The sequence below is a fragment of the Vibrio sp. VP6 genome (assembly GCF_028823755.1).
GTDB classification, from domain to species: domain Bacteria; phylum Pseudomonadota; class Gammaproteobacteria; order Enterobacterales; family Vibrionaceae; genus Vibrio; species Vibrio parahaemolyticus.
This window is the reverse complement of sequence record NZ_JAPEID010000007.1, coordinates 50,922-65,392: the sequence shown is the minus strand read 5'-3', so window position 1 is coordinate 65,392 and position 14,471 is coordinate 50,922. Positions and strand designations below refer to the sequence as shown.

At 46.2% G+C, this 14,471-nt stretch carries 16 protein-coding genes; 13 read left to right on the top strand and 3 right to left on the bottom strand.

The annotated features are described in order from the left end of the window. The first annotated feature begins 134 nt into the window (after positions 1–134). From tet(34) to pgpA, 13 genes are all read left to right on the top strand, one after another. On the top strand, positions 135–599 hold the full coding sequence (tet(34), locus tag OU793_RS06765; protein WP_140103228.1) for an oxytetracycline resistance phosphoribosyltransferase domain-containing protein Tet(34): 465 nt from the start codon (positions 135–137) through the stop codon (positions 597–599). Positions 600–690: 91 nt separating this feature from the next. Further along, complete coding sequence (gene frsA / locus OU793_RS06760; RefSeq protein ID WP_005455935.1) at positions 691–1,938, top strand: esterase FrsA; 1,248 nt, start codon at positions 691–693, stop codon at positions 1,936–1,938. A gap of 116 nt (positions 1,939–2,054) precedes the next feature. Then, entirely contained in the window at positions 2,055–2,444 is a 390-nt protein-coding gene (gene crl / locus OU793_RS06755) for a sigma factor-binding protein Crl (protein WP_005455997.1), read from the top strand. 121 nt (positions 2,445–2,565) lie between these two features. Next, the gene (gene proB, locus OU793_RS06750; RefSeq protein WP_005483011.1) at positions 2,566–3,705 is read left to right on the top strand and encodes a glutamate 5-kinase; all 1,140 of its coding nucleotides are present in this window, start codon (positions 2,566–2,568) and stop codon (positions 3,703–3,705) included. Between the two features lie 17 nt (positions 3,706–3,722). Further along, positions 3,723–4,973: a glutamate-5-semialdehyde dehydrogenase gene (locus tag OU793_RS06745; protein ID WP_017448803.1), complete on the top strand. Its 1,251-nt coding sequence runs from the start codon at positions 3,723–3,725 to the stop codon at positions 4,971–4,973. A 127-nt stretch (positions 4,974–5,100) separates the two neighbouring features. After that, the gene (nrdR, locus tag OU793_RS06740; RefSeq protein WP_005482986.1) at positions 5,101–5,550 is read left to right on the top strand and encodes a transcriptional regulator NrdR; all 450 of its coding nucleotides are present in this window, start codon (positions 5,101–5,103) and stop codon (positions 5,548–5,550) included. A 7-nt stretch (positions 5,551–5,557) separates the two neighbouring features. Beyond that, positions 5,558–6,682 (top strand): bifunctional diaminohydroxyphosphoribosylaminopyrimidine deaminase/5-amino-6-(5-phosphoribosylamino)uracil reductase RibD, encoded by a 1,125-nt coding sequence (gene ribD, locus OU793_RS06735; RefSeq protein ID WP_140103227.1) that lies wholly within the window; start codon positions 5,558–5,560, stop codon positions 6,680–6,682. A gap of 12 nt (positions 6,683–6,694) precedes the next feature. Then, positions 6,695–7,348 carry a riboflavin synthase gene (locus OU793_RS06730; protein WP_005483039.1) on the top strand — a complete coding sequence of 218 codons (654 nt, stop codon included), beginning with the start codon at positions 6,695–6,697 and terminating at the stop codon, positions 7,346–7,348. A gap of 169 nt (positions 7,349–7,517) precedes the next feature. After that, positions 7,518–8,627, top strand: a complete 1,110-nt coding sequence (ribBA, locus tag OU793_RS06725; RefSeq protein ID WP_005496254.1) for a bifunctional 3,4-dihydroxy-2-butanone-4-phosphate synthase/GTP cyclohydrolase II — start codon at positions 7,518–7,520, stop codon at positions 8,625–8,627. A 169-nt stretch (positions 8,628–8,796) separates the two neighbouring features. Continuing rightward, positions 8,797–9,267, top strand: coding sequence for a 6,7-dimethyl-8-ribityllumazine synthase (gene ribE / locus OU793_RS06720; protein WP_005440184.1), 471 nt, complete (start codon positions 8,797–8,799; stop codon positions 9,265–9,267). Then, positions 9,267–9,734, top strand: a complete 468-nt coding sequence (gene nusB, locus OU793_RS06715; RefSeq protein ID WP_005456038.1) for a transcription antitermination factor NusB — start codon at positions 9,267–9,269, stop codon at positions 9,732–9,734. The genes ribE and nusB overlap by 1 nt, the downstream gene beginning before the upstream one ends. Positions 9,735–9,817: 83 nt before the next feature. Further along, on the top strand, positions 9,818–10,783 hold the full coding sequence (gene thiL, locus OU793_RS06710) for a thiamine-phosphate kinase (RefSeq protein ID WP_021822340.1): 966 nt from the start codon (positions 9,818–9,820) through the stop codon (positions 10,781–10,783). A gap of 37 nt (positions 10,784–10,820) precedes the next feature. After that, positions 10,821–11,327: a phosphatidylglycerophosphatase A gene (pgpA, locus tag OU793_RS06705; protein WP_005482983.1), complete on the top strand. Its 507-nt coding sequence runs from the start codon at positions 10,821–10,823 to the stop codon at positions 11,325–11,327. Positions 11,328–11,403: 76 nt separating this feature from the next. On the opposite strand, the gene dxs is transcribed toward pgpA, so the two are convergent. From dxs to xseB, 3 genes are read right to left on the bottom strand one after another with little or no spacing between them, the layout of a single operon-like run. After that, entirely contained in the window at positions 11,404–13,269 is a 1,866-nt protein-coding gene (gene dxs / locus OU793_RS06700) for a 1-deoxy-D-xylulose-5-phosphate synthase (protein ID WP_005483016.1), read from the bottom strand. A gap of 20 nt (positions 13,270–13,289) precedes the next feature. Next, positions 13,290–14,174: a (2E,6E)-farnesyl diphosphate synthase gene (ispA, locus tag OU793_RS06695; protein ID WP_005496250.1), complete on the bottom strand. Its 885-nt coding sequence runs from the start codon at positions 14,172–14,174 to the stop codon at positions 13,290–13,292. Between the two features lie 21 nt (positions 14,175–14,195). Then, positions 14,196–14,438, bottom strand: coding sequence for an exodeoxyribonuclease VII small subunit (xseB, locus tag OU793_RS06690; protein ID WP_005381566.1), 243 nt, complete (start codon positions 14,436–14,438; stop codon positions 14,196–14,198). Between the last annotated feature and the right edge of the window lie 33 nt (positions 14,439–14,471).

Sequence of the window (14,471 nt, the reverse complement as noted above, 5' to 3'; positions counted from 1 at the left end):
TTTCGGTAGAATAATCGTTTGCGCAGCTTGAAATCCTCGTCTCCTGACCTCTGGAGAGCATAGTGAATATTCCGCTTTAAAGCCGTTTCGCTAGATTTTGAGGATGCATATTTTCAAATTATTAGGTTATTACAATGAGTAAAAAATTCATTATCACTTGGGATGCGATGCAGACTTACTGCCGTGAACTGGCTGAGAAACAGATGCCAGCTGAGCAATGGAAAGGTATTTGGGCGGTAAGCCGTGGCGGTCTAGTACCGGGTGCTATCTTGGCTCGTGAACTGGGTATTCGCTACGTTGATACAATTTGTATCTCAAGCTACGACCATGATCATCAACGTGATATGACAGTGCTTAAAGCACCTGAAGGCGATGGTGAAGGCTACCTAATCGTTGAAGACCTAGTAGATAGCGGTGATACAGCGCGTAAACTGCGTGAAATGTACCCGAAAGCAAAAATTATTGCAGTATGTGCAAAACCGTCGGGTAAAGAATTGTTAGATGACTACGTAGTAGACATCGCGCAAGACACTTGGATCGAGCAACCTTGGGATATGTCTATCCAGTACGCAGAGCCAGTAAACCGCAAGCAAAAGTAATCGCTAGCGAAGAATATTGAGAAATGCCCCTTTATAGGGGCATTTTTTTTATTATCATTACATCTAATGCTAATAGCCAAAGGTTCTTCCTATGTCTGAAGACGTCAGTAAAAATCTTTCCGAGACTTTGTTCGTAAAACATAAGCAAGCGAAAGAAACCTCCGCGCTCACTCAATACATGCCAACCAGCAAAAAGATTCTTGATGATCGAGAACAGCAAGAAGATCGTGCTTGGTATCGTCATTTGCGTCGCTTGCAGTGGGCGTGGCAAGGCTTATCTCCAATTGAAATGGAAGGCGTGTTGTCGCGCATTGCTTCGTCAACGCATTCTCGTACTCACGATGATTGGTTAGATACTGTGATGGGGTATCACAGCGGTAACTGGACGTTTGAGTGGATCAAGTTAGGTATGGAACACCAACGACGTGCCAATGATCTTAAAGGTGAGGATGCTGCCGACGAGCTGTTTACCGCATCGTTGTGTTTCAGCATTGCGGGCTATCCTCATTTAAAAAACGACAACTTGGCGCTTCAGGCTCAGGTGTTAGCAAACAAAGCCTATTCTGAAGGGGCTGAGAAAACTCAATACACCATCAAGCAAATTGAGGTGCCTTACCAAAAACGCAAAATTATCGCTAACTTGCATTTGCCAAGAACCGATAAGCAGCTGCCAGTTGTGATGGTGAGTGCAGGACTCGACAGTTTACAAACCGACATGTGGCGTTTGTTCCGCAATCACTTTGCTCCTAAAGATATTGCAATGTTAACCGTCGATATGCCATCAGTCGGACACAGTTCTCATTGGCCTTTGACGGAAGATTCAAGCTGTCTTCATCAAGCCGTGTTGAATGAGCTTTATTCCATTCCTTACGTCGATCATCACAAAGTTGGTTTGGTCGGTTTCCGTTTTGGTGGCAATGCCATGGTTCGTCTGTCTTTTCTTGAGCAAGAAAAGATCAAAGCGTGTGTGGCACTAGGCGCACCGGTGCATGATCTGTTTACCTCACCGAAAAAGCTGCAAAAAATGCCGAAGATGTATCTGGATATGCTGGCTTCTCGTTTGGGTAAAAGCGCAGTTGATATCAACAGCATGGCTGGGCAGATGATGGCTTGGTCATTGAAAGTTCAAGGTTTCTTGAGCAGTCGTAAAACTAAGGTGCCAATTTTAGCGCTGAGCTTAGAAGGTGACCCCGTTTCTCCTTACAGTGACAACCAGTTAGTCGCGCTATTTAGCCACTATGGGCAAGCGAAGAAGATCAGTTCCAAGACAATTACAAAAGGATATGAGCAATCCCTCGATTTGGCGATAAAGTGGTTGGAAGATGAATTATTAAGATGACAAATCTCCTAATTTAGTTAAGAGTGATATACCTGAGCAAAAAATAAGCTCATGATAATAAAAAATAATAATCATTATTGGGTGTTTACTTTAACTATATGGAAACGGAGATTCATATGTCAGAGACGACTCAGGGTCCAACACACTTTCGCTTGATGTCAAAGCTGAAGGCCATTGGGCCTTACCTGCGTGAACCGCAATCACAAGAAGGGCGCTACTATTTTGATTGTCTATCTGTTTGTGTAGATGACAAAAAGTCACCTGAGAAACGCGAGTTCTGGGGTTGGTGGATGGATTTAGAATCCATCGAAGGGGGCTTTACCGCTAAGTACCATATTGGGAAATACAACAAAGAAGGGAAATGGGTGTCTGAAGCTCTGCCGCAAAAAGTGGTAGAGGAAGTGTACTTTACACAAAGTACCTTTCATCAGAAGCTCATTGATACCTTGGCTGAACACTTCAAACTCGAAGTGGAATATCATACCGAGTCATTTGATTTCGCCTGATTTGGCGGTTTTCTTTTTCGACTGAACAAAAAGGTGCGTTTTCGCACCTTTTCTCTTGTTAAATCCCTATTTGATTGTTAAAACATCCTCTCTTTATTTGTTTTTCACTTCAGAAGACATCATGACAACGAATCAACAAAACGCAGTTGTTTCGCAACCACAAACCGTCGTTGTGAAACTGGGTACAAGTGTGCTGACAGGTGGCACATTGGCACTAGATCGCGCTCACATGGTTGAGCTAGCGCGTCAGTGTGCTGAGCTTAAGAAACAAGGCCATTCAGTGGTAATGGTTTCGTCTGGTGCAATTGCAGCAGGCCGTGAGCATCTTGGATACCCCGCACTGCCCAACGAGATGGCGAGCAAACAGTTGCTTGCTGCTGTGGGTCAGAGTCGTTTGATTCAAACATGGGAGTCTTTGTTTGGTATTTACGGTATCAAGATTGGTCAAATGCTACTGACTCGTGCTGACTTGGATGATCGTGAGCGTTTTCTTAACGCGCGTGACACCATCAATGCGCTTGTGGCGAACGATATTATTCCAATCGTGAACGAAAATGATGCAGTTGCCACCAGTGAAATCAAAGTCGGCGACAATGACAACCTATCGGCTTTAGTGGGTATTTTGTGTGGTGCAGATAAGTTATTGCTACTGACAGACCAAAAAGGTCTGTTTACTGCTGACCCACGAAAAGATCCGAATGCAGAGCTGATCAAAGAAGTTAAAACCATTGATGACACGTTGCGTAAAATTGCTGGCGGCAGCGGTACAACACTCGGTACGGGTGGTATGGCGACGAAACTTCAAGCAGCCGACATCGCACGTCGCGCGGGTATTGAAGTTATTATCGCAGCAGGTAGCGCGCCAAACGTAATTTTTGACTCGTTGAGCACGGAGCCTCAAGGTACGCGTTTCCTACCTTGTTCAGAAGCATTGGAAAACCGTAAGCGTTGGATCCTCGCAGGTCCTGCAGCATCGGGTGACATTATCATCGATGATGGTGCAGTAAATGCGGTTGTTGGCAAAGGCAGTAGCCTACTGGCAAAAGGGGTCATCAAGGTGAGCGGTGATTTTGCCCGTGGTGAAGTTGCTCGAGTAACAAATTCTCATGGCAAACTGGTTGCGCGTGGTATTAGCGCCTACTCAAGTGAAGACTTGGCAAAAATTACTGGCAAACACAGTAAAGACATCATCTCTATTTTGGGTCATGACTACGGCTCAGAAGTGATTCATCGCGATGATCTTGTCGTCATTCAAGAATAGAAATTGAGGGAAGCAACGTGGATTTAACGAATATGGGTAAAGCTGCTAAAGATGCAGCTTTCGAATTGGCGACGGCGTCAACTGCTCAAAAGAACCAAGCTCTAGCGATCATCGCAGATGAGCTAGAAGCAAACTCAGCTGCGATTTTGGCAGCAAACGCAAAAGACATCGAACTTGGTCGCGAAGCTGGTCTGACCGATGCGCTGTTAGACCGTCTACTGTTGAATGAAGAACGCTTAACGGGCATTGCAAATGATGTTCGCAATGTTATCAGCCTAAACGATCCTGTGGGCAGCGAAATCGACAGTAAAGTGCTAGAAAACGGCATGTCTCTCTCTCGTCGCCGTGTACCACTTGGTGTTGTGGGTGTGATTTATGAAGCGCGTCCAAATGTGACCATCGACATTGCCGCACTGTGCCTGAAAACGGGTAACGCCAGCATCCTACGCGGTGGTAAAGAGACGTTTTTCTCTAACATGGAACTTGTGAAAGTTATCCAATCAGCCCTTGCAAAAGCAAACTTGCCTGCCGCTTCAGTACAGTACATTGAAAAGCCAGATCGCGAGCTGGTTTCTCAACTGCTTAAACTGGATGACTACGTTGATATGATCATCCCACGTGGTGGAGCGGGTCTGCACAAAATGTGTAAAGAGAACAGCACAATTCCAGTGATCATCGGCGGTTTTGGTATCAGTCACATTTTTGTTGATGAATCCGCGGACCTAGAGAAATCGCTAAACGTGGTTGAAAACTCGAAAGTTCAACGTCCTTCGGCATGTAACTCGCTAGACACACTGCTTGTTCACGAGAAAGTGGCGGCGAAATTCTTGCCAATGATTGTCGAGCGAATGAGTGACAAAGTGACGTTTGTAGCAGAACCAAAAGCGAAAGCGCTAATGGCTCAAGCTACGCAAATTCGCGATGCCGCAGAAGGTGATTTTGATACCGAATGGCTAAGCTACACGTTAGGTGTAAAAGTTGTCGCTGACGTGAAGGATGCGATTGATCACATGCGGGTTCACAATGCGAGTCACTCAGATGCAATCATGACCAACAGCTTGATTAACTCAGAGTTGTTCATCAATTCGGTGGGCTCGGCTGCAGTTTATGTGAATGCGGCAACGCGCTTTACTGACGGTGCTCAGTTTGGCTTGGGGGCTGAAGTGGCCGTCTCAACTCAAAAGCTACATGCACGTGGCCCGATGGGTTTGGAAGAATTAACAAGCTACAAATGGGTCGGCAAAGCGAACTACTTAGCACGCAGTTAACAGATTCGACTCGATATTGATTGAAAAAGGGGCACTAGTGCCCCTTTTTGTTTTCTCTCACATATCAATTCCGCTACACTAGTCTGGCTTTTGGGACGGCCCCAATGGCACGTTATTTGGAGGTGATATGCATTGTCCTTTTTGTTCAGAGAACGATACAAAAGTAATTGATTCCCGATTGGTTGCGGATGGTCATCAAGTCCGTCGCCGCCGCCAGTGTTTAGCCTGTAGTGAACGTTTTACTACGTTTGAAACGGCAGAATTGGTCATGCCTAAAGTCATTAAGTCGAATGGCAATCGTGAACCATTCGATGAAGATAAAATGGTCGGTGGCATTCAGCGCGCATTAGAGAAACGTCCGGTAAGTGCCGACTCTATCGAGCTTGCAATCAGTATGATTAAGTCGCAGCTCCGCGCAACTGGCGAGCGTGAAGTACCGAGCCAAATGATTGGTAACTTGGTTATGGATCAGCTTAAAGAGCTCGACAAAGTGGCTTACATCCGTTTTGCATCGGTTTATCGTAGCTTTGAAGATATTCGTGAATTCGGCGAAGAAATTGCCCGCCTTGAAGACTGATTAAATCATGCCTCAACACACTTCTGCGTCTCCATTTTCTCCTCAAGATTTTTCAATGATGTCGCGTGCGCTCAAATTAGCTCGACGCGGCATTTATACGACGGCTCCAAACCCGAACGTCGGTTGCGTAATTGTTCGTGATGGCGTGATCATTGGTGAAGGTTATCATCATCGCGCTGGAGAGCCCCATGCTGAAGTGCACGCGATGCGCATGGCTGGTGATAAAGCTGAAGGTGCAACGGCATACGTTACCCTTGAACCGTGCTCCCACTATGGACGCACGCCACCTTGCGCTGAAGGATTGATAAAAGCCAAAGTGGCGCGAGTAGTGTGTGCGATGGAAGATCCGAATCCAAAAGTGGCTGGACGTGGCATCCAAATGCTACGTGAAGCCGGGGTTGAGGTTCAGGTTGGATTGTTAGAAAACGATGCGATTGAGCTCAATCGTGGCTTCATTAAATTCATGCAAACAGGCATGCCATTTATCCAATTAAAAATGGCAGCAAGCTTAGATGGACAGAGTGCGCTAAGTAATGGCAAGAGCCAATGGATCACCTCCCCACAGGCTCGCCAAGACGTGCAGCGTTATCGAGCGCAAAGCGGTGGTATTCTGTCTACAAGCAAAACAGTGATGGATGATAACGCTTCTCTCAACGTTCGTTGGGACGATTTGCCGCAGACTGTTCAAGCGCACTATGAGCTGACGGAAGTTCGCCAACCAGCAAGGGTAATACTCGACCGTCAACAGAAACTGAGTGATGACCTTAAACTGTTCAGTACCGAAGGTGAGCGAATTATTGTCAGCAGCGAAGGCGATGTTTGCCCACAACTCGATCAAAGCGGAAAAATTGATTTAGCTGCCACCCTAAAAGCGGTCGCGACTCAGCGTAATATCAACCATTTATGGGTGGAAGCTGGCGCGACGCTCGCGAGTTCTCTAATCAAAGCTAACCTTGTAGATGAGTTGATTGTCTATCTCGCTCCGAAACTAATGGGAAGCGATGGACGTGGTTTAATTGGCGCACTGGGATTGACGGAGATGGCGCAGGTCATCGATTTAAATATTACTGATGTGCGAATGGTGGGCAGAGATATCCGTATTACCGCCACCCTTGTACGTAAAGAAATTTAGAAAAGAAGCACTATGTTTACAGGAATTGTAGAAGCAGTTGGTAAATTAACTGCGATTACGCCAAAAGGCGAAGATATTACCGTTACGGTAGAAGTAGGTAAGTTAGACATGTCTGACGTAAAGTTAGGCGACAGCATCGCAACTAACGGTGTGTGCTTAACGGTGATTGACTTTGGAAGCAATTACTACAGCGCAGATTTGTCTCTCGAGACCTTGAAAAAAACCGGTTTTGCAAACTACCAAGTAGGCGAAAAGGTTAACTTAGAAAAAGCCATGCTGCCGACGACACGTTTTGGCGGACACATTGTATCTGGACACGTGGACGGCGTGGGTGAAATTGTGGAGCGCAATCAAGTTGGTCGTGCGATAGAGTTTTGGGTCGCGATGCCTGCTGAGATCAGCAAGTACGTGGCAGAAAAAGGCTCTATCACCGTTGATGGTATCAGCTTAACGGTGAATGATTTACGTAAAAACGCATTCAAACTGACGATTGTGCCTCACACCAGTGAAGAAACCACCATCGACCAGTTCCAAGTGGGCCGCAAAGTGAATTTAGAAGTGGATGTGTTGGCGCGTTATATGGAACGCTTGCTGCAAGGCCAGCAAGAAGAGCAGCCTGAATCTCGCATCACCATGGACTTCTTACAACAAAATGGCTTTGCGTAAGCGCTCTGCCACGTTGCGATAATTGCCATAACAGACCGGATTCACAGAACATCGTTAGGGCAATTGACTTGCATTGTGCAAGGCTCAAACTGTTGATGTCATTACCATTGCGATAAGATTTCACGCATTGCTGTCGGAAAATAAATTTTAGAATAACGGGAAACAGAATATGCCAATCAGTACACCACAAGAAATTATTGATGATATTCGCGCAGGAAAAATGGTCATCCTAATGGATGATGAAGACCGTGAGAATGAAGGTGACTTGATCATGGCTGCCGAGCATATTACGCCGGAAGCGATCAACTTTATGGCGACTTACGGTCGTGGCTTGATCTGTCTGACCATGACTAAAGCGCGTTGTGAAAATCTCGGCTTGCCGCCAATGGTGCAAGACAACAACGCGCAGTACACCACTAACTTTACCGTTTCTATCGAAGCTGCTGAAGGCGTCACCACGGGTATTTCAGCGGCTGACCGCGCACGTACCGTTCAAGCTGCGGTTGCGCCAAACGCAAAAGCGGCGGACTTGGTTCAACCGGGTCATATTTTCCCCCTTGCTGCGCAAGATGGTGGTGTATTGACTCGCGCTGGTCACACCGAAGCAGGTTGTGATTTAGCTCGCCTGGCGGGGCTTGAGCCTGCTTCTGTGATTGTTGAGATTCTAAACGACGACGGCACCATGGCTCGCCGCCCTGATCTTGAAATCTTTGCTGAAAAACACGGCTTGAAGTTAGGCACTATTGCGGACCTTATCGAATACCGCAACAACACAGAAACGACCATTGAGCGTGTAGCAGAATGCAAACTGCCAACTGAGCACGGTGAGTTCACTTTGGTGACTTACAAAGACACCATCGACAATCAAGTGCATTACGCGATGTGCAAAGGTGATTTGGCCGGCGAAGCGCCACTGGTTCGTGTGCATCTACAAGACGTATTCACCGATGTATTACGCAGTGACCGCAATGCAGAGCGCAGCTGGACACTGGATAAAGCGATGAAGCGTATCGGTGAAGAAGGTGGTGTTCTGGTTGTTCTTGGCAATGAAGAATCAACCGAGTTGCTCATCCACCGCGTGAAGATGTTCGAAGCGCAAGATAAAGGCGAAGCACCGACTTTAGCGAAAAAGCAGGGCACGTCTCGCCGCGTGGGAGTGGGGTCGCAAATTCTCGCTGACCTTGGTGTTCACGATATGCGTCTTCTGTCTTCGACCAACAAAAAATACCATGCATTGGGCGGTTTCGGCTTGAATGTGGTTGAATACGTTTGCGAATAAGAAGTGAACGATAAGTTCCTAGTCCCATGCACACCTATTTTGGTGTGGACTAGGAACTCGTGACACGCGGCCAATTTCCATTAGATATTGCTCACAAATTTGTGCTAGAATCCGGCGATTCTCACTTGATGAACAAATTTCACTTATAAATAGAGTTAAAGGAAAGCTTATGAAAGTGATCGAGGGTGGCTTCCCAGCGCCAAATGCAAAAATTGCTATCGTTATTTCTCGCTTCAACAGTTTTATTAACGAAAGCTTACTTTCTGGTGCGATCGATACACTAAAGCGTCACGGACAAGTAAGCGAAGACAACATCACTGTTGTTCGTTGTCCAGGTGCCGTAGAACTACCTCTAGTAGCTCAACGTGTTGCTAAAACTGGTAAATACGATGCGATCGTATCTCTAGGTACAGTAATCCGTGGCGGTACACCACACTTTGATTATGTTTGTAGTGAATGTAACAAGGGCCTAGCGCAAGTGTCTCTGGAATACAGTCTTCCAGTCGCATTCGGTGTGCTGACTGTTGATACTATCGATCAAGCGATTGAACGCGCAGGAACCAAGGCTGGTAATAAAGGTGCAGAGGCTGCACTAAGCGCACTTGAAATGATTAATGTACTATCTGAAATTGATTCCTAATGGGGGCCAGTGTGAAACCAGCCGCACGTCGTAACGCACGTCAATTCGCTCTACAGGCGATCTACTCATGGCAAATTACTAAAGAGAATGTTGCCACGATTGAAGAACAGTTTTTGTCTGGCGACAAATACGATGAAGAAGAACTTCGTGCATCTGAGCCAGCACTTGCTGCCCCAGAAACAGACGTTGCTTACTTCCGTGAACTATTAAGCGGTGTTGTACTTAGCCACGCTGAGCTAGATAGCAAAATTCGTCCTTACGTATCTCGTCCTATGCAGGATCTAGATATGATGGAACTTGCTCTTCTTCGCCTTGCTATGTACGAGATGACTCGTCGCGAAGATGTTCCTTACAAAGTGGTAATCAACGAAGCGATTGAACTTGCTAAAGTATTCGCTGCAGAAGACAGCCACAAATTCGTGAACGGTGTGCTAGATAAAGCCGCACCACACGTACGTAAGAAATAACGATTTCTTCAATAAAAAGGTCAGCACATGCTGACCTTTTTTGTATGATATCAATGCCATTGGCATGAAAAGATAAATGAATTATGTCTGGTGAATTTAACCTGATTGATAAGTATTTTGTTGGCCGACAAAACCAGCGCAAAGACGTACACCTCGCCGCAGGGGACGATTGCGCTCTCGTTAAGGCGCCAGCAAATGTACAGATTGCTATCAGCACCGATACCTTGGTTGCTGGAACCCATTTCCTTCCTCACGCGAACCCTGCTTGGGTTGCTCACAAGGCGCTTGCATCCAACATCAGCGACTTAGCTGCGATGGGTGCAACACCTGCTTGGGTAAGCTTTGCATTGACCATGCCTGAAGTGGATGAAGAATGGCTCGCACCCTTCTGTGATGCGTTTTTCGAACTGGCGGATTACTTCGGTATTCAGTTAATCGGCGGTGATACAACGAAAGGCCCATTAAGCTTAACACTGACAGTGCAAGGTTTTGTGCCTGAGGGCAAAGCGCTGACTCGCTCTGGAGCGAAAGTCGGGGACTGGGTGTATGTCACGGGGAATTTGGGTGACGCAAAAGCAGGGCTGGATGTCATCTTAGATGAAACACTTCGCAGTCGCATTGGTGCTGATGAACTAGAAAAAGCCCACTACTTAAGTACTCCGAGAGTGTTAGCGGGGCAAGCTTTGGTAGGATTAGCATCTTCGGCGATTGATATTTCAGACGGCCTGATTTCGGATATCAAACATATTTTAAAACGCTCACAAGTTGGTGTGAGTATCGATGTGTCTCAATTACCAATCTCTTCAGAGCTGGTACAATTTTTAGATGATAAGGTCAGCGCACAGCAGTATGCTTTATCTAGCGGTGAAGAATACGAGTTGTGTTTCACTGTATCAGAACAAAATCGAGGTTCTTTGCAGAGTGCTTTGTCTTATAGCGGGTGCAAAGTGACGTGCATTGGCCAAATTAGACCAAATGGAACGTTTGAGCTTCACGATAACAACCAACCTCTCGACTGGGATTTAAGTGGTTTCGACCACTTTAAATAAGCTCATCGAGTTAAACTAGCAGTATAGGTTTAAGGATATGACCAACCCTCTTTCTCTGATCTCATTAAAGAACCCGTGGCATTTGTTGGCGACGGGGTTTGGCAGTGGTTTGTCGCCAGTAGTTCCTGGAACAATGGGCACGCTTGCTGCGGTTCCGTTTTTTCTGTTGTTGGCGCAGCTGCCATTTCCGGCTTATGTCGTTGTGGTATTACTTTCGTGCGTGATTGGCATCAAAATCTGCCAAGTCACGTCAGATGATATGAAGGTGCATGATCACGGTTCAATTGTATGGGATGAGTTTGCGGGCTTTTGGATCACCATGAGTATTGTACCAGCCCTGAATATTCCTATCACGGAATGGAAATGGTTGTTGACGGGTTTCATTCTTTTCCGCTTTTTCGATATGGTCAAACCGTGGCCAATAGGTTGGTTAGACAAACGCATCCATGGCGGGCTTGGCATTATGCTCGATGATATTGTGGCGGGTATTATGGCGGGTATTGCTTTGTTTCTCGTTGCAAAGTATGCGGGTTGGATGAGTTAGTACATCACCTATCACTCGAAGAACAACAAGAATTAAAAAGGGATGCCACTGGCATCCCTTTTTGCTATTTAATTGCTTACTTCGCAAGGTATTCCGCAATGGATTTTTCAATCCCTTTTGCGTCTAAACCAAGTTCTTCGTGAAGCTCTTCTTGAGTACCTTGATGGATGAATTTATCAGGTAAACCAAGATTGAGTACTGGTTTGATGATTTTCTCTTTCATCATAAATTCAATAACACCTGCACCAGCACCACCTGCGATTGCGTTCTCTTCTAGCGTGACAAGAACGTCATGTTCATCAGCGAGTTGGCGAATCAATGCTTCATCAAGAGGTTTGACGAAACGCATATCAGCAACCGTTGCATTGAGGTTTTTAGCTGCTTCTAGTGCATTCGGTAAGAAAGTACCGAAGCTCAGGATTGCCACCTTTTCACCTTTGCGTACCACTCGACCTTTACCAATCTCAAGAGCGGTAAACTCTTTTTCGATCTCTGTACCCATACCACTACCACGAGGATAACGTACGGCACTTGGTCCAGTGTGCTTATGACCGGTGTACAGCATTTGGCGACATTCGTTTTCGTCGCTTGGTGCCATGATCACCATGTTAGGAATGCAGCGCATAAAGCTAAGATCAAATGCACCTTGGTGTGTTTGACCATCTGCACCGACCAAACCTGCGCGGTCGATAGCGAACATTACTGGTAAGTCCATGATAGCGATGTCATGGATAAGTTGATCGTAACCACGTTGCAAGAAGGTTGAGTAGATAGCCACGATCGGATGATCGCCAGCAATTGCCATACCTGTCGCAAGTGTCACAGCGTGTTGCTCTGCAATTGCCACATCAAAGTATTGGTCTGGGAACTCTTTCGAGAAACGCACCATGCCAGAACCTTCACGCATTGCTGGCGTAATTGCCATTAGCTTAGGATCTTGCGCTGCCATGTCACATAAGAAGTCACCAAAAATCTTTGAGAAAGTTGGTTTGCCGCCACTGCTTTTTGGTAAGCAGTTATGGCTTGGATCGAACTTAGGGACGCCGTGGTAGCCAATAGGATCTTTCTCTGCTGGCTCATAACCTTTGCCTTTCTTAGTCATGATGTGCAGGAACTGAGGGCCTTTTAGCTCACGCATGTTTTTCAGTGTTTTAACGAGCTCATTCACATCGTGCCCATCAATTGGACCAATGTAGTTAAAGCCAAACTCTTCAAACAGAGTGCCAGGGACAACCATGCCTTTTAGATGTTCTTCAGTGCGACGAACCAGTTCTTTGATTGGTGGCACACCTGATAGCACTTTTTTCCCACCCTCACGGATTGAGGTGTAAAGACTACCGGAAAGCACTTTCGCTAGGTGGTTGTTTAGAGCGCCAACGTTTTCTGAGATCGACATTTCATTGTCGTTAAGAATCACCAACATGTCAGGGTGAACATCGCCTGCGTGGTTCATGGCTTCGAATGCCATGCCTGCAGTAATCGCACCATCACCAATCACACTGATGACTTTACGACCTTTCCCTTCTTTTTGAGCGCTGATGGCTAGGCCAAGCCCTGCACTGATGGAAGTAGAAGAGTGACCAACTGATAGCGTGTCGTACTCGCTCTCTTCGCGCCAAGGGAAAGGGTGTAAGCCGTCTTTCTGGCGAATCGTTGGCATTTGATCGCGACGACCCGTCAAAATTTTATGTGGGTAAGCCTGATGACCAACATCCCAGATAAGTTTATCTACTGGTGTGTTGTAAACATAATGCAGAGCCACAGTTAGCTCTACGGTGCCTAAGCCAGACGCTAAGTGTCCGCTAGATTGGCTCACTGAATTTAGCAGATACGTTCGCAGCTCATCACACAGAGTTGGTAATGTTTCTTTTGGAAGAAGACGCAATTCTTCCGGTGTATTTGCTAACGCCAGTGTTGGGTACTTTGAAATATCAAGAGTCATATAAATGCGCGCTTATAGTGTTAGTTTTTGCGCTCGATGACGTATCGGGCGAACTCTTCGAGTAACTGAGTATTGTATGGGATAGCTTCCAATGCTTGAAGTGCTTCCTGTAATAGAGTGTGAGCTTTCTCAATGGCTCCCTCTAAACCCAGCAGGGATGGGTAAGTGCTTTTGTTCAGTTCTTGGTCTGAACCTTGAGGTTTACCCAATGTTTCTGTGTCACTAATGATATCAAGAATATCGTCTTGAACCTGAAACGCCAAACCAATTGCTTTTGAATAGCGTTCTAAATGAGGTAAAACCTCGATACCTTTTTCACCAGCGGCCAGAGCACCTAATTTTACCGCACAATCAATCAGAGCTCCGGTTTTTTTACGGTGTATCTCTTCCATTTCTGCAAGAGAAACTTGGCGATTCTCCGCACCCAAATCCAATGCTTGGCCGACACACATGCCGTTCGCACCAGAGGAGTGAGCTAACGCTTTGATCATGTTGACACGTTGGTTTTCTGCGCTTGGGCTCAACGTACCGTCAGCAATGATGGTAAAAGCAAGAGTTTGTAGGGCATCACCGGTTAAAATGGCGGTCGCTTCATCAAATTTGATATGGCAGGTTGGCTGACCGCGGCGCAGATCATCATCATCCATAGCAGGAAGATCGTCATGGATGAGCGAGTAGGCATGAATACACTCGATGGCTGAAGCTGGAGTGTCTAGATCTTCAGGTTTACAGCCGAGCATTTGACCTGTGATGTAAACAAGAAATGGGCGAACGCGTTTGCCGCCTAACAAAAGGCCGTATTTCATTGCTTGAATCAATGGCTGCTCTTGATATGGAAGCTGTTCTAGCCACAAATTCAATTGCTGATTGTTTCTTTCTTGGAAAGACGTCAATGTCTGTTGCATCACATTGCTCACTACTGATGGTTATTCTGAATCTGGTTTGAAGTCGCTAAGAGGGGCTTCGTCATCTTCGCTAAGAAGAATGCTTACGCGCTGTTCTGCGTCGCTCAGTTTGGTTTGGCCAGCACGAGCTAAGGCAATGCCTCGTTCAAATTTACGTAAGGCATCATCTAGGGCAAGATCGCCGTTTTCTAATTGATCAACCAAGCTATCAAGCTCTTCAATGGTTGCTTCGAAGGTCATGTTTTCTGGTTTCTTGACCGCCATCTTTTTTCTGCCTTAATCAAGCCTTGAATAGGA

Bases quoted from the DNA above. Each gene is read 5' to 3' on its own strand.
- frsA (WP_005455935.1), top strand. From the start codon at position 691: ATGTCTGAAGACGTCAGTAAAAATCTTTCCGAGACTTTGTTCGTAAAA.
- crl (WP_005455997.1), top strand. From the start codon at position 2,055: ATGTCAGAGACGACTCAGGGTCCAACACACTTTCGCTTGATGTCAAAG.
- proB (WP_005483011.1), top strand. From the start codon at position 2,566: ATGACAACGAATCAACAAAACGCAGTTGTTTCGCAACCACAAACCGTC.
- nrdR (WP_005482986.1), top strand. From the start codon at position 5,101: ATGCATTGTCCTTTTTGTTCAGAGAACGATACAAAAGTAATTGATTCC.
- ribD (WP_140103227.1), top strand. From the start codon at position 5,558: ATGCCTCAACACACTTCTGCGTCTCCATTTTCTCCTCAAGATTTTTCA.
- OU793_RS06730 (WP_005483039.1), top strand. From the start codon at position 6,695: ATGTTTACAGGAATTGTAGAAGCAGTTGGTAAATTAACTGCGATTACG.
- ribBA (WP_005496254.1), top strand. From the start codon at position 7,518: ATGCCAATCAGTACACCACAAGAAATTATTGATGATATTCGCGCAGGA.
- ribE (WP_005440184.1), top strand. From the start codon at position 8,797: ATGAAAGTGATCGAGGGTGGCTTCCCAGCGCCAAATGCAAAAATTGCT.
- nusB (WP_005456038.1), top strand. From the start codon at position 9,267: ATGGGGGCCAGTGTGAAACCAGCCGCACGTCGTAACGCACGTCAATTC.
- thiL (WP_021822340.1), top strand. From the start codon at position 9,818: ATGTCTGGTGAATTTAACCTGATTGATAAGTATTTTGTTGGCCGACAA.
- pgpA (WP_005482983.1), top strand. From the start codon at position 10,821: ATGACCAACCCTCTTTCTCTGATCTCATTAAAGAACCCGTGGCATTTG.
- dxs (WP_005483016.1), bottom strand. From the start codon at position 13,269: ATGACTCTTGATATTTCAAAGTACCCAACACTGGCGTTAGCAAATACA.
- ispA (WP_005496250.1), bottom strand. From the start codon at position 14,174: ATGCAACAGACATTGACGTCTTTCCAAGAAAGAAACAATCAGCAATTG.
- xseB (WP_005381566.1), bottom strand. From the start codon at position 14,438: ATGGCGGTCAAGAAACCAGAAAACATGACCTTCGAAGCAACCATTGAA.